This window comes from Moorella humiferrea (assembly GCF_039233145.1).
Taxonomy (GTDB): Bacteria; Bacillota; DSM-521; order Neomoorellales; family Neomoorellaceae; genus Neomoorella; species Neomoorella humiferrea.
Window position 1 is genome coordinate 2,249,246 of record NZ_CP136419.1, and the last position, 13,759, is coordinate 2,263,004.

Genomic DNA, 13,759 nt, shown 5'->3' on the forward strand with positions numbered 1-13,759 from the left:
TTTGAGGGGAGGAGAAAAGTTATGGATGCACTCTTGCTGGCCAGGTGGCAGTTCGGGATTACCTCAGTTTACCACTTCCTCTTCGTTCCCCTGACCCTGGGACTATCAGTCCTGGTGGCCATCATGGAAACCATCTATGTCCGCACTGGTGATGAAACTTACAAGAACATGGCCCGCTTCTGGGGCAGGCTCTTCCTCATCAACTTTGCCATGGGCGTGGTGACCGGTATCGTCCAGGAGTTTCACTTCGGCATGAACTGGTCCGAGTACTCCCGCTTCGTCGGAGACATTTTCGGTGCCCCCCTGGCTGTGGAAGCCCTGGCCGCCTTTTTCCTGGAATCCACCTTTCTGGGCCTGTGGCTCTTTGGCTGGGATAAGCTGCCTAAAGCCCTTCACGCCGCCTGCATCTGGCTGGTGGCCTTCGGAACCAATCTTTCCGCCTTCTGGATCCTGGTGGCCAACTCCTTTATGCAGGAGCCGGTGGGCTATGTCTTGCGTAACGGCCGGGCCGAGATGACGGATTTCTTCGCCCTGCTGACCAACCCCCATGTCCTCTATCAATTCCCCCACACCGTCCTGGCCGGCTTTGTGACAGCCTCCTTTTTCGTCATGGGGATCAGTGCCTACCACCTCCTGCGGCAAAGCCAATTAGAGCCCTTCCGCCGTTCCTTCCGGCTGGCTTTGATAACGGGCGTCATCAGCAGCCTGCTGGTGGCGGCCGTCGGCCACTTCCAGGGCCAGTACCTGGTCAATGCCCAGCCCATGAAGATGGCAGCCGCCGAAGCCTTGTGGGAGAGTGCCGATCCGGCCCCCCTGGCCCTGGTGGCCCTGGTTGATACAAAAGACCAGACCAATACCTTCGAGATTAAGATTCCCGCCCTGGCCAGTTTTCTTGCCTATAACAGCTTCCAGGGCGAGGTTAAAGGCCTGAAGGATCTTCAGGCCGCAGCAGAGGCCAGCTACGGCCCCGGCAATTATATCCCGCCGGTCGCCCCGGTCTTCTGGAGCTTCCGCCTGATGGTCGTCGCCGGGCTGTGGTTAATTTTACTGTCCTTTTACAGCCTGTACCTGTGGCGGCGGAGACGCCTGGAAGAAAAACCCCTGGTCCTCAAGGCCCTCCTCTGGAGCATTCCCGTGCCCTATCTCGCCAACACCGCCGGCTGGTTGATGGCCGAGATCGGTCGCTATCCCTGGATTGTCTACGGGCTGCAGCGGGTCGAGGCGGCCGTCTCGCCCGGGGTATCCGCCGCCGCTATTTTGACAACCCTGGTGGCTTTTACCCTGCTGTACGGGGTCCTGGCGGTAGCCGACGTCTACCTCCTGGCTAAATACGCCCGGCAGGGTGTTGAGACAACTCCTGCCACCAGGATGTTAGATAATTCCAGGGAGGTATCCTTATGGATCTAACTGTCCTCTGGTTTATCCTGGTAGCCGTCCTTTTTGCCGGCTTCTTTTTCCTGGAAGGCTTTGACTACGGCGTCGGTATCCTGCTGCCCTTCCTGGGGAAAAGCGATGGGGAACGCCGCGCCATCATCAACAGCATCGGCCCCTTCTGGGACGGCAACGAGGTGTGGATGCTCACCGCCGGCGGGGCCATGTTTGCCGCCTTCCCCCACTGGTACGCCACCCTTTTCAGCGGCTTTTACCTGGCGTTATTCCTTATCCTCGTCGCCCTGATCGTGCGCGGGGTAGCCTTTGAATTCCGCAGCAAGGATGACCGCCCGGCCTGGCGTAACTTCTGGGACTGGATGCTTTTCCTGGGGAGCCTCTTGCCGGCCCTCCTCTGGGGCGTGGCCATGGCCAACCTGATCCGGGGCGTACCCATTGACGCCCGCATGCAGTATGCCGGTACCTTTTTCGATCTCCTTTCTCCCTACACCCTGCTGGGGGGCTTGACCTCTCTTCTCCTTTTCACCCTGCAGGGGGCACTTTTCCTGGCCCTCAAAACCGGGGATGAACTGCCGCAGCGCGCCCGGCAGGCGGGGCTAAAGATAGGTACCGGCGCTGTGGCGGCCCTCCTCCTGCTGCTAATTATGAGTTACCGGGAAACCGACATCTTTACCCGGATTGTACCCGGAATCGCCGCCTGGGGCGCCCTGGTGGCCCTTCTCCTGGCCTGGTGGTCGCTCAGCTCCCGGAGCTACGGCGGGGCTTTTATCTTGAACGGTCTGGCCATCCTCCTGGGCACTGCGGCTCTCTTTGGCGGCCTCTTTCCCCGGGTAATGGTTTCCAGCCTGAATCCCCGGTGGAGCCTGACCATTTACCAGGCCTCCTCCAGCCCCTATACCCTTAAAGTTATGACCATCGTCGCCCTCACCCTGGTACCGGTGGTCCTCCTTTACCAGGGCTGGACGTACTGGGTATTCCGCCAGCGGGTTAAGGCCAGAAACCTGGAATATTAGGAGTTGGAGGCCGGGGGCTTGCCGGAACTGGCTACTTCCCTTTTTGTTTCGAAAGTACGGCAAAAGGTGAATGGGGCTAGCCAGGAGTTTTCGAATACGCACCAGAAAGGGTTAGAGCAAGGAAGGTCCTGCGGAGAGAGGGGAAGGTAATTTGCTGCTGGAAAGGAACCTCCTGGGCGAAGCACGCCGGGTGCGCTGGCACCTGGCCGTGACCATCGGCCTGGGCCTGGCGGCCGGCTTGCTGGCCATCCTGCAGGCCGGTTACCTGGCCCGGGTGGTGAACGGGGTCTTCCTGGAAGGGCAGGATCTGCGGGGTGTCTGGCACTGGCTCATGGCCCTCCTGGGCATCATTTTCCTCCGGGCGGGCCTGGCCTGGGGTGTAGAAGTGGCGGCCCACCGGGCCGCGGCCCGGATCAAATATGACCTGCGCCGGCGCCTGGTGGGCCACCTCCTGGCCGTAGGTCCGTTACCTTTGAAGGATGAGCATACCGGGGAGCTGGTCAATGTCCTGGTGGAAGGAATTGAGGACCTAGAGGCTTATTTTGCCCGCTATTTGCCCCAACTGGCCCTGGCGGCCCTGGTGCCCCTGATGGTCCTAGGTTTCGTCTTCCCCCTGGACCTGTTTTCCGGCCTGCTCCTCCTTTTTACCGCTCCCCTGCTTCCCCTGTTCATGTTCCTTATCGGCAACCGGGCAGAAGCCCTCACTCAACAGCAGTGGCAAACTCTGAGCAGCCTGAGCGGCCATTTCCTGGATGTGCTGCAGGGCCTTACCACCCTGAAAATATTCGGCCGCAGCAAGGAGCAAGCTGAAGTCCTGGCCCGCCTCAGCGACCGTTTCCGATCCACCACCCTGGGAGTGCTGCGGGTGGCCTTTCTCTCGGCCCTGGTGCTGGAACTTGTAGCTACCATCAGCACCGCCCTGGTGGCCGTCACCGTGGGACTGCGCCTGGTTTATGCCCAAATACCCTTTAATGAGGCCCTTTTCCTCTTGCTGCTGGCCCCGGAATTCTACCTGCCCCTGCGCCTCCTGGGCAGCCAGTTTCATGCCGGCCTGGCCGGCGTCAGCGCCGCCCGGCGGATCTTCGCCGTTCTGGATATGGCAGGCCCTTGCACTACCCCGGCCCCGGCAGTAGCGGACGTGAGGGTCAAATCCCTGCCTCGAGGCGCGGAAACAGGAAATCTCCCGCCGGGCAGGGAAAGCCGCGTACGGCAGCCGGGGCTGCATATTGTCCTGGCAGGGGTTCATTATACTTACCCGGATAGGGAGCGGCCGGCCCTGGAAGAGGTCTCCCTGGAACTCCGGCCGGGGGAAAAGGTGGCCCTGGTTGGTCCCAGCGGCGGGGGGAAAAGCACCATCGCCCACCTGCTCCTGCGTTTCCTGGAGCCCGATCGGGGGCTGATTACCGTCAACGGCTTTCCTTTAAACAGGATCCCCCTGGAGGAATGGCGCCGGCAGGTGGCTCTGGTTCCCCAGCATCCCTACCTTTTCAGCGGTACTATAGCCGACAATATCCTCCTGGGACGTCCGGAAGCCTCGCGGGAGGAAGTGGTGGCCGCGGCCCGCCTCGCCGGGGCCCATGAGTTCATTGCCGCCCTGCCCCGGGGTTATGATACGCCCATCGGTGAGCGGGGGCTGCGCTTGAGCGGCGGCCAGGCGCGGCGCCTGGCCATTGCCCGGGCCATTTTGAAGGACGCCCCCTTACTGATCCTGGACGAAGCTACGGCCAACCTGGATCCAGCCACTGACCGGCTAATCCAGGCGTCCCTGGAGCGCCTGATGGAAAACCGCACGGTGCTGATTATCGCCCACCGCCTCAGCACCGTCTACCGGGCGGACCGCATCGTGGTCCTGGCCTCCGGCCGGGTGGTGGAGGCAGGACGGCACGAGGAATTAATGGCGCGGCAGGGTGCCTATTACCGCCTGGTCACAGCCTTTCATTGCGCAGCCGGAAGGGTGAAGGTTAGCTCAGCGCCCGCTAACTCGCTCCATTCCGGAAGCCTCACCGGAGCGGTGGACTATACCTTCGGGCATGACCGGCGTAAATCCGTTAGCATGGCCGCCCGCTCCGCACGCTCTCTCAATATGCCGTACTTTTCATGCCGCCAAAAACATCACCAGCCTAAAGGCACGCCTGCCCCTGGCCCCCAGAACTGCACCGCCCTGTACCGGCAGTTACCCCCTACCTATTTTAAGGGGAGAACTACCACCAGCACTTGCATCCGTCTCCTGGGTTTGCTTGCACCCTCTTGGGCCGCTATACTGGGAGCCACCCTGCTTGGATTTTTTACCATAGCCAGCAACGTCGGCCTCATGGCCACCGCGGCCTTTCTCATTGCCAGCGCCGCCCTCCACCCGCCGGTTTCAGACCTCATGCTCCCCATCGTCGGGGTGCGCTTTTTTGGTATCTCCCGGGCCGCCAGCCGTTACCTGGAACGTTATGTAAACCATAGCGTCACCCTGCACATCCTCAGCCAGCTGCAGGTTTCCTTTTACCGGGCCCTTGAGCCCCTGGTCCCGGACCGGCTGCCGGACCACCACAGTGGCGACCTGTTGAGCCGGGTCGTGGCCGATGTGGCTACCCTGGAAAACTTTTATCTCCGCGTCCTGGCCCCGCCCCTGGTAGCCCTGCTGGTCATGGTGGCCGTTTTCGTTTTCCTGGCCAATTTTGCCATCAAACCGGCCCTGGCCTGGCTGTTATTTTTTCTGGGGGCCGGCATCATCGCACCCCTGGGCCTCAAGGCTGCCGGCCGGCGGGCGACCCGGCAGCAGGGAGAAATACGAGCGGCCCTTAACGCCTCCCTGGTGGATACCGTCCAGGGCATGCCTGAAATCCTGGCCTGCGGATACGCCAGACAGCAGCAGGAACGCATCGCCGCCTTGAGCCGGGAACTACTGGTTCTCCAGGGCCGCGAGGCGGGAGTGGCCGGCCTAGCGGCCGCCGTGTCAGGCCTGGCCATGAACCTGGCCCTGTGGTCGGTCCTGGTGCTGGCCATCCCCCTGGTGGCCAGCGGACAACTGGACGGCGTTTACCTGGCCATGCTGGCCCTTGGAGCGGCTGGCAGCTTTGAGGCCGTCCTGCCCCTGGCCATGATACCCCAGCGCCTGGAAGCAAGTCTGGCTGCAGCCCGGCGGCTCTTTGCCCTTATCGATACCCGGCCTGCCGTCCAGGACCCGCCCGGCCCGCCGCCACAGCCGGCAAACTACCACCTGGAGGTAAAAGGACTGCGCTTTCGCTACGCCCCGGAAGAACCCTGGGTCCTGGACGGCCTCGACTTTACCGTGCCCGAAGGGGGCCGGGTGGCTATCGTCGGTCCCAGCGGGGCCGGGAAAAGCACATTAGTAAACCTGCTCCTGCGCTTCTGGGATTACGAGGAAGGATCTATCCGCCTGGGTGGGTATGAACTCAAGGCCTATCCCCCGGAAGAGTTGCGCCGCCTGATAGCTGTAGTTTCCCAGCAAACCCATCTCTTCCATGCCACCATTGCCGAAAACCTCCTACTGGCCAGGCCTGGTGCCAGTCGGGAGGAGATCCGGCAGGCCGCACGGAAGGCCAGGCTGGACGAATTTATCCAGAGCCTGCCCGGGGGATATGAAACCTGTATCGGTGCAGAGGGATTGAAACTCTCCGGGGGCCAGCGCCAGCGTCTGGCCATCGCCCGCGCCCTTTTGAAAAATGCTCCCATCCTGATACTTGATGAGGCCACATCGGGCCTGGACCCGGTGACTGAGGGGGAAGTAAGGCAGGCTATCTACCGTTTAATGGCCAGCCGGACCACCCTGGTCATAACCCACCGCCTGGCGGGCCTGGAGGCCATGGATGAGATCCTGGTCCTGGATAAAGGGCGGATCGTCCAGCGGGGACGGCATGAGGAACTTCTCCGGCAAGAAGGGCTTTACCGCCGGATGTGGGAGCTGCAGCACGAAGTATTACCTTAGAATCAGGCCTATGTCGCTTTTGAGACCCATTATTACTCTGGGGAATATTCCCTTAAAATCTTGACCAGTTCCCTGCCGGCCCGCTCCAGGTCATCATTAATAATCACGTGCCGGTACTTACCAGCATAACTCATTTCCATAGCCACCCGCTCCAATCTCTTGGCAATGACCCCGGCGTCCTTTTCCCTCCCGGCCAGCCGCTGGCGCAGTTCTTCCATATTTGGCGGGGCAATAAAAATCGGGACGACATTTTCAGGGAAGCGCTCCATGACCTCAACGCATCCCAGGACATCCATGTCGGTAATAATGTCATAGCCGTTCTCCAGGGCATATAAAATTGTCGGCAAATGGGTACCGTAGTAGTCCCCGGAATGAATCTGCTTCCATTCCAGGAAGGCTCCTTGAGCGATCATTGCTTCAAAATCAGCTTTACTGACAAAAAAATACGGGAAGCCCTGGGCTTCCCCCGGTCGCATAGGGCGGGTGGTTATTGAGGGCAGGTAGTAAATACCCCGGACCCGCTCCAGGGCATAGTTCAACAGGGTATTCTTCCCCACCCCGGAAGGCCCGGAAACCACGAAAAAGAAACCCTGTCGATTTTTTCGATCTTTAACTTGAAAGTCAACGATCAATTTGCGAGAAAGAATCATAAGGCATAATTCCCCACAGGAAATACTAATTTTGTTTACATTTTACCACACAGCCTCAGGCAAGGCAATGCGGCCTTTACCGTTGCCGGCGGCTAAAATCTCGTACTGCCTGGACCACGGCTTTCAAGTTCTGGTTCGGCGTCCGCAAAGGTACAGCGCACTCCGGCGCTACCAGCCTGATGCCCGCCTTAAGCAGCCTTTCTACTTCGACCTTGACCTCCGCTACCCTGCCGTTCAGTAGGGTCTGAGGGTTATTGATGCCTCCTACCAAGGTCAGGCGGCCATTGGCCAGGATAAGGAGCTCGGCCGGCGGGTTGCGGGAATCAAAATGAAAGGCCGTAAAACCCGTCTGAGTAAAGTAGCCCAACCGGTCGGTAACCCGGCCGCATGTATGGAGAATAACCGGGACATCCGCGGGCAATGCCTTAACGGCCCGTTGGTGCAAAGGCAGGAGAAACTCGCGATAGGCGGTAGCACTAACTAGGTCGCCCGTAGCATGGTCGGCCCAGGTTAGGACATCAGCACCGGCCTCCACCTCTGCCGCCGCCAGCAGCAAAGGAACGGCCACCAGCCGCCCCAGCAGATCCCGTACAGCCTCCGGTTCTAGGACCAGTCCCAGAAGGAAATTCTGTACCCCGCACAAGTGGTAGGCCAGGGTCCAGGGGCCAATAACCTTGCCCACCACGGCTACGCGGTGACCGTAACGCTTTTTCAGCAGGCTGATAGCCGTGAGAAGAGCTTTAATCGGCTGCCGGTCCAGGAAATTCGGGGGTAGTCGCCACTCCTCCCATTTCTGCAGGGGATTTTTTTTAATAGCCGGCATGGCGTCCACCGGGTTCCAGTCCACCGTACAGCCCAGGGTCGCTGCTTCCAGCAGGATACTGAAATAGGGTGCGACGGTATCAAATCCCAGTATTTCGTGGCCGGTTGCCGCCAGGGCGGCCATTTTATAGGGATCGGTATGGGCTTCGGGGAAAAAGACGCCGGTGGCAGTCATGCTTTCCACCGTAGCTACCGAGGTGGGTGTAATTAAAGGTAGACGGTCGACATCTCTGCCCCTGAGAGCTGCTAATACCCGCTCACAGCCGGCCATTTGCTCCCTGGCTGCCATGAACCCATACCCCTTTTCTAAATCTCAATCTTCATGCTGGTGGAGCCGGCCCAGGCGCCGGTAAACGGCCAGCATCTTTAGCCAGAAAATGGCGCGAAAACCTGTGGCCGGGTCCAACCCAGTCAGTTGCTTAATGCGCTCCAGGCGGTTGGTGACGGTATTGCGGTGCAAGTGTAATTGCTCGGCCGTTTGCTTAATATTCATATTGTTATCTATAAAGGCTTCGACAGTCTCCAGTAACTGGATCCCTTCCTCGCCTGCTGCCTCAACCTTCTGAAGGAGGGGTTCCAGGTATCTGCTGGTCAGGCGGCCCGGCAGGGCACAGGCCAGAGCTTCAAAGAGGATGGTGTCGGCATCAATGAAGCCGTTGCTTTTACCGCACGCAGACCCCAGGGAAATTAACTCTACCGCTTCCTGGTAAGATCTCCTTAAACCGGCAACCTCCTTGACAATACTCCCGTAGGCCACCTGAACGGAGAAAAGATGATTCCCACTGACCAGGTCATATAGATGCTTCCCTATAACATCCAGGGCCTGATAAAGGCGGGGTAGATTATCAGTATCTAAAAAGGCCTTACAAATCACCAGGTAATCTTCACTATAAAAGGCCACCAGGTCTTGGGCGGTTATATAAAGATCCCCTTTTACATGTTCCAGGATTTCACTTTTTAGCTGTTCGCGGGTAACGTCATAACCCAGGTGCAAATTAATATTAAAATAGCGATTCTCCTTGGGCTCCAGCCGCAGGACGATGACGGCCCGGGGAAGGTTTAAGTCATACCCGGCATTTAGCGCCCGCAGCTTTAATTCCTCCGCCCGGGAAGCTGCCTCCCGCCCCAGGAGGGCACTCAAAAGGGCCTCCTCTTCCCGGGTAGTATAGTATTGCTCATCCCGGCGCCGGGCCGCTGCCAGTATCCCTTCTAGGGAAGCTTGTAATAGAGCCGCGGTTTCTCCGGGGAACGACCCCTGCCACCCCAGCCAGGCTACCAGCTGTTCGTTCACCGTTAAAGGAAGAAAATGAGTTTCTTCCTTTGCTGGTACCACAGGCGTGGCACCAGCATCTACCTCGAAAGAAGATACCGGGCGGCAATAAAGCCCGGCCGCAGTTAACTCCTGCACCTCCGGCCGTAATGAATGTACCCGGCCCGGGTCCGAACTGGCTATTACTACTCCGTCCGGGTTGATTATTTCTATTACCACCCGACCAGTTGCCGCGACCCGGTCCAGCAAGGGCTGAATTAACTCCTGCTGCAGCATTCCCTTTCCCTCCGATATTTCCCATGGCCATACTTACATCCACATCCTGCCTTTAATGATAATGTGCCACCGCCTGGCTAACAAAAGCTAATTTTTTTCTCAGGGCAAGCTTTATGATAAAATACGCAATTACAGGCCCCAATCCTGCCATCGCTACTTATCCACGAGTTGGCAAAAAGTAAACGCTCTCAGGAAGGCCAACCTGCAGAGCATTTCAGATAACAAAAGGTAAAACCCCTCTGCCAATGGCAGAGGGGCCAACCAGGCCGAGATCAATGGTTACGGCAATATTCTTCCACTGCAGTTACAATGGCTTTCAGGTTGGCATTTGGGGTCCGGAGAGGTACGGCGCACTCCGGAGCAATAATCTCGATACCGGCTTCAATGTTCGCGATTACCTCCCGGCGCACATCCTCGGGCGTGCCGTTGAAAAGGGTGACCGGATTGTTAATGCTGCCGGCCAAGGAGATACGGCCGTCGACAATCTCATGGGCCTGGCAGGGATTGACCTTGGAGTCAAAATGGAAACAGGTAAACCCGGCCTGAGCGATATAATCCAGGCGGTCGGTGGTATTGCCGCAGATATGCAGGATTGTCGGGCCGTTAATCTGCTTCGTCATCTCTTGGTGCACTGGCAGGAGAAAGTCGCGGTAACAGGCGCCGCTCACCAAATCGCCGGTGGCATGGTCGGCCACCGTTACCACATCAGCTCCGGCGGCAAACTGAGCATTGGCAAACATGACGCTGAGGCCTTTGAGTTTATCCAGGAAACGGCGTACTTTATCGGGTTCCAGGATTGTTTTTATGAGGAAGTTCTGGGTACCGTGCAAATGATAGGAGAGTGTCCAAGGCCCCATAACCTTGCCAACCAGGCAGACATGGTCGCCATACTCCTTTTTCAGGATGCGCAGAGCATCTAGTACAGTACGTATTGAGGGGCGTTCCAGAAAATCGGAAGGGATAATAATGTCCTCCGGTTCCTCGTAAGGATTTTCCAGAACGTCGGGCATGGAATCAACTTCGCCCCAGTTCATCTTGAGACCAAAAGCCGCCGCTTCCTGCTGGACACTGAAGTAAGGGGCAATGGTATCGAACCCCAGGATCTCATGGCCGGTGGCAGCCAGGGTGGCCATTTTCTCGGCGTCCAGATGGACGTCAGGGAAATAAGCACCGCAGGCCTCCATGGACTCGACAGTAGCTACGGAAGTGGGGTTGCCCACAGGGATACGGTCTACCCACTGGCGATTTATAGCACGCAGAACACGCTCTTTGGGGGTCATGGCACACATGACAGATTAACTCCTTAAAATGAATTTGGGAAATATCCATGCCGGCACAGGGCGGATTTACACCTTGGCCGGAAATCTTACGTTTAAATTACGTTTAAATAAAGAGGGAAAGAACAGCTACGCTTAAGAAGCCGACAATACCTAAGATAAGGGTTGTAAGGGTGACGCTCCAATAACCTTCGGTAATATCCATGTTGGAAAACTTAACAACCACCCAGAAATAACTTCCATTGGCATGAACGACGGTCACGGCACCGGCGGCAATGGCAAGAACAGCCAGTTCCGGCGAAAGACCGAGGGCCGGCAGCATGGGTTTGACTATGGCTGAAGTAGTCAACAGGGCCACCGTTGCTGAGCCCTGGGCTGTAAGGATAAAAGCGGAAATCAAGAAAGGAAGCAAAATACCAGGGACGCCACTACCCGCGATTAGCTTGCCCAGGTATTCACCGATGCCGGTGGCACCCAGGATTTTACCAAAGGAACCGGCAGCAGCAGTGACCAGGATAATAATCGTTGATTTTTCCAAGGCGCGGCCTACCCAGGTATCCCAAATATCCTTGTTACCCAAAGGGGCCAGGGTAAAGGCCAGGGCCGTACCGATTAAAAGGGCGGTGACAGGATGACCGATAAAGCCTAGGAAATTCTGGGCGCTGCTTCCTTTGGGTAATAACTGGTTACCAAAAGACTGCAAAACAATCAAAATAATAGGTATTACTATGGGTAAATAGGCCTGTATCGTGGAAGGACATTTAGCTCGCCGGGCGGCCTCCTGGTCTTCAATAATCTTATCTTCTTCCGCTAACTTCGGGAACTTGTTACGGATGAATCTGGAGTTGGCCCACAGGGAGCAAACAATAATCGGCGGAATGGAAACTAAGATCCCATAAAATACTACCTTACCCAGGTCAGCACCCAGGATACCGGCAGCAGCGATAGGACCCGGTGTCGGTGGGACAAAGACATGGGTAGTCAAAAGACCGGCCATCAGAGCCGTCGACAGGCTAAATAGGGGGACTTTACCTACCCGCGATAGGGCTTTGATGACAGGATTAAGGATGACAAAACCGGAATCGCAAAAAACAGGAATCGAAACAATGCCGCCGGTTATACCCATAGCCAGCACACTGCGTTCGCGACCGACTACCTTTAGAACCGATTCGGCAATCTTTTCAGCGCCACCTGTCGCTTCAAGAAACTCTCCAATAATAACACCCAGGGCAATAACAATACCAATGTTGGCCATCAGGCCGCCGAAACCCTCGGTTACCAGTTTCACTACCTCTACTGGTTTAATGCCACCGAGAAGTCCCAGCACTATTGAAGTCACAATTAAAGCCAAGAAGGCATTTAGTCTAACCTTGGAAACCAGGAGAATCAATAGAATAATGACGGCAACAACTACCAGCAGCAATAACGGCCCAGACATATTGCACCCCCCAATAATAATGAATTTTTCGACCTGTTATCGCTGGCCAGCATTCAACCTCCTTTCTTTGCCTTTTTTTCGATAACTGGTCTATATAGTTAAATTTATTTTCTTCATTCAATTTTCTTCATTCAAGTTAGAAAACCTATCGCCATGGTGCACTCTCTATTCAGCGTTAAACTTAACCGGATGTGCAAGGCGCATAAATAGGCGGCTTAGGATGATTGATCCAAAGTGCGAATCCGGGCATCAATAAACTACCGAAATTTAAAGAAAAAGTCTATAAACCGGGGAATTCTTGCCCTTTCTAGCAGTTCATGGCGCCGGACATACTTAATGCGCTTTTTACTTCTCTCTTTTTCGACGTTAAAATAGAATAGTTACACTTTTTAACACCAAATTCCCGCGCAGGGCGGGAAGCAGAGATAATTTAGGGGTGAAGAGCCTCCTGGCTCCGGGCTAACTCTCGGTCCGAACCCGGCAACTAACCTCGTAGGTGTGGAGAGAGTGAGGTCCAAGAAAATTGAAGAAGTGGGGTAAATACTGCCTGACCACCGCCTTGGCCGGTTCTTTTATTTTCGCAGCCGCCGGGGTGGCCCTGGCCCAGCCCTATGAAGTAAAAAGGGGCGATACTCTGTGGGCCATCTCCCGCCGCTACGGCGTCACCGTCGAACAAATCCAGGCGGCCAACAACCTTCATTCTTCGTTAATTTTAGTTGGACAAGTCTTGGAGATTCCCGCATCCATCCCTTCCTCTGGGCCAGAAGTGCGCAACGTCTTGCCTGCCTCCCGCGGGGAAGAAACTACTACCACCACCACCGCTAAACGAGTGGCCGCCATTGCCAGGCAATATCTTGGTGTCCCCTACCGCTGGGCGGGGACAAGCCCCAGTGGTTTCGACTGCTCCGGATTTACCCAGTATGTTTTCCGCCAGGTGGGCATCGAACTGCCCCGCACCGCATCCGATCAGGCCGCCAGCGGCAGTCACGTCGCCAAGGAGGATCTCCAGGTAGGCGATCTAGTATTTTTCAACACCTATGGTACCGGAATCAGCCACGTCGGTATTTACATAGGTAACGGCAAGTTCATCAGCGCCTCCAGTTCCCGGGGGGTAGCTATTGATAACATTGATGACCCCTACTACTGGGGACGGCGCTACCGCGGCGCCCGGCGGGTGATATAAGAAAGCAATAAAAAAAGCACGCTACTTTTAAACGGAGCGTGCTTTTAAAATATTGGCTTTAAACCCGCCTGCTTGCAAAGTTCATTGGCTGTAATCCGGTCCAGCGTGCGGTGCCTTTTAACAGGTACCGTTTTTATACCATTGGTATAGATTGAATGGTTAGCACCTTCCCGTAGTAAATAAAAACCATTTGCCTCAAAGTAACGAATCAAGTCCCGACGTTTTATAGACACTGCTAAAACTCCACCGGCACCTGTTCTAATAATGCGCCTCCAGGGGGAATTTCTTTCTTTTGCTGGCGATAGGCCAGAATCATCTCCCGAAGGGCATCCTTAAGCATTTCTCTACATTCTTCCAGGGTTTTCCCTTCAGTTATTACCTCAGGCCACTCGACCAGTTGTCCCAGGTAACCTGAACTGATCTTTGTATAACGTGCCGTATAGTTGCTGAGCATAAATAACCCCCCTTACCAAACCCTCATTATAAAGTATAACTCACCGCTCC

At 56.3% G+C, this 13,759-nt stretch carries 11 protein-coding genes and 1 riboswitch; of the genes, 4 read left to right on the forward strand and 7 right to left on the reverse strand.

Annotation, left to right across the window (positions count from 1 at the left end):
- Nucleotides 1–21 precede the first annotated feature (21 nt).
- The 3 genes from MHFGQ_RS11645 to cydD all read left to right on the forward strand — a co-directional run bounded on the left by MHFGQ_RS11645 (nt 22) and on the right by cydD (nt 6,339).
- The gene (locus tag MHFGQ_RS11645) at nt 22–1,407 is read left to right on the forward strand and encodes a cytochrome ubiquinol oxidase subunit I (RefSeq protein ID WP_106004804.1); all 1,386 of its coding nucleotides are present in this window, start codon (nt 22–24) and stop codon (nt 1,405–1,407) included.
- Nucleotides 1,398–2,402, forward strand: a complete 1,005-nt coding sequence (gene cydB, locus MHFGQ_RS11650) for a cytochrome d ubiquinol oxidase subunit II (RefSeq protein ID WP_106004803.1) — start codon at nt 1,398–1,400, stop codon at nt 2,400–2,402. Before MHFGQ_RS11645 ends, cydB begins: the two co-directional genes overlap by 10 nt.
- 154 nt (nt 2,403–2,556) lie before the next feature.
- Nucleotides 2,557–6,339, forward strand: a complete 3,783-nt coding sequence (cydD, locus tag MHFGQ_RS11655; protein ID WP_343105558.1) for a thiol reductant ABC exporter subunit CydD — start codon at nt 2,557–2,559, stop codon at nt 6,337–6,339.
- A 32-nt stretch (nt 6,340–6,371) separates the two neighbouring features.
- Here cydD and gmk read toward each other — a convergent pair whose 3' ends face one another.
- The 5 genes from gmk to MHFGQ_RS11680 all read right to left on the reverse strand — a co-directional run bounded on the left by gmk (nt 6,372) and on the right by MHFGQ_RS11680 (nt 12,072).
- Entirely contained in the window at nt 6,372–6,989 is a 618-nt protein-coding gene (gene gmk, locus MHFGQ_RS11660) for a guanylate kinase (protein ID WP_106004802.1), read from the reverse strand.
- Nucleotides 6,990–7,065: 76 nt separating this feature from the next.
- Nucleotides 7,066–8,100 (reverse strand): MtaA/CmuA family methyltransferase, encoded by a 1,035-nt coding sequence (locus MHFGQ_RS11665; RefSeq protein WP_106004801.1) that lies wholly within the window; start codon nt 8,098–8,100, stop codon nt 7,066–7,068.
- A 24-nt stretch (nt 8,101–8,124) separates the two neighbouring features.
- Nucleotides 8,125–9,357, reverse strand: a complete 1,233-nt coding sequence (locus MHFGQ_RS11670; protein WP_106004800.1) for a PucR family transcriptional regulator — start codon at nt 9,355–9,357, stop codon at nt 8,125–8,127.
- Between the two features lie 272 nt (nt 9,358–9,629).
- Nucleotides 9,630–10,646, reverse strand: coding sequence for an MtaA/CmuA family methyltransferase (locus tag MHFGQ_RS11675; protein ID WP_106004799.1), 1,017 nt, complete (start codon nt 10,644–10,646; stop codon nt 9,630–9,632).
- Between the two features lie 94 nt (nt 10,647–10,740).
- A complete protein-coding gene (locus MHFGQ_RS11680) occupies nt 10,741–12,072 on the reverse strand; it encodes a GntP family permease (RefSeq protein ID WP_106004798.1) in 1,332 nt (443 codons plus the stop codon).
- Between the two features lie 383 nt (nt 12,073–12,455).
- Nucleotides 12,456–12,585, forward strand: a riboswitch (cyclic di-AMP (ydaO/yuaA leader).
- A 10-nt stretch (nt 12,586–12,595) separates the two neighbouring features.
- Between MHFGQ_RS11680 and MHFGQ_RS11685 the strand changes: the two genes are divergently transcribed.
- Nucleotides 12,596–13,255: a C40 family peptidase gene (locus MHFGQ_RS11685; RefSeq protein ID WP_106004797.1), complete on the forward strand. Its 660-nt coding sequence runs from the start codon at nt 12,596–12,598 to the stop codon at nt 13,253–13,255.
- 44 nt (nt 13,256–13,299) lie between these two features.
- Here MHFGQ_RS11685 and MHFGQ_RS11690 read toward each other — a convergent pair whose 3' ends face one another.
- Nucleotides 13,300–13,488, reverse strand: a complete 189-nt coding sequence (locus MHFGQ_RS11690; RefSeq protein ID WP_062280059.1) for a type II toxin-antitoxin system HicA family toxin — start codon at nt 13,486–13,488, stop codon at nt 13,300–13,302.
- 2 nt (nt 13,489–13,490) lie between these two features.
- On the reverse strand, nt 13,491–13,709 hold the full coding sequence (locus MHFGQ_RS11695) for a type II toxin-antitoxin system HicB family antitoxin (protein WP_062280062.1): 219 nt from the start codon (nt 13,707–13,709) through the stop codon (nt 13,491–13,493).
- Nucleotides 13,710–13,759: the final 50 nt, after the last annotated feature.

Excerpts from the sequence above, each read along its gene's own strand:
- MHFGQ_RS11675 (WP_106004799.1), bottom strand. The coding sequence starts at position 10,646 with ATGTGTGCCATGACCCCCAAAGAGCGTGTTCTGCGTGCTATAAATCGC.
- MHFGQ_RS11645 (WP_106004804.1), top strand. The coding sequence starts at position 22 with ATGGATGCACTCTTGCTGGCCAGGTGGCAGTTCGGGATTACCTCAGTT.
- gmk (WP_106004802.1), bottom strand. The coding sequence starts at position 6,989 with ATGATTCTTTCTCGCAAATTGATCGTTGACTTTCAAGTTAAAGATCGA.
- cydB (WP_106004803.1), top strand. The coding sequence starts at position 1,398 with ATGGATCTAACTGTCCTCTGGTTTATCCTGGTAGCCGTCCTTTTTGCC.
- MHFGQ_RS11665 (WP_106004801.1), bottom strand. The coding sequence starts at position 8,100 with ATGGCAGCCAGGGAGCAAATGGCCGGCTGTGAGCGGGTATTAGCAGCT.
- MHFGQ_RS11680 (WP_106004798.1), bottom strand. The coding sequence starts at position 12,072 with ATGTCTGGGCCGTTATTGCTGCTGGTAGTTGTTGCCGTCATTATTCTA.
- MHFGQ_RS11695 (WP_062280062.1), bottom strand. The coding sequence starts at position 13,709 with ATGCTCAGCAACTATACGGCACGTTATACAAAGATCAGTTCAGGTTAC.
- MHFGQ_RS11670 (WP_106004800.1), bottom strand. The coding sequence starts at position 9,357 with ATGCTGCAGCAGGAGTTAATTCAGCCCTTGCTGGACCGGGTCGCGGCA.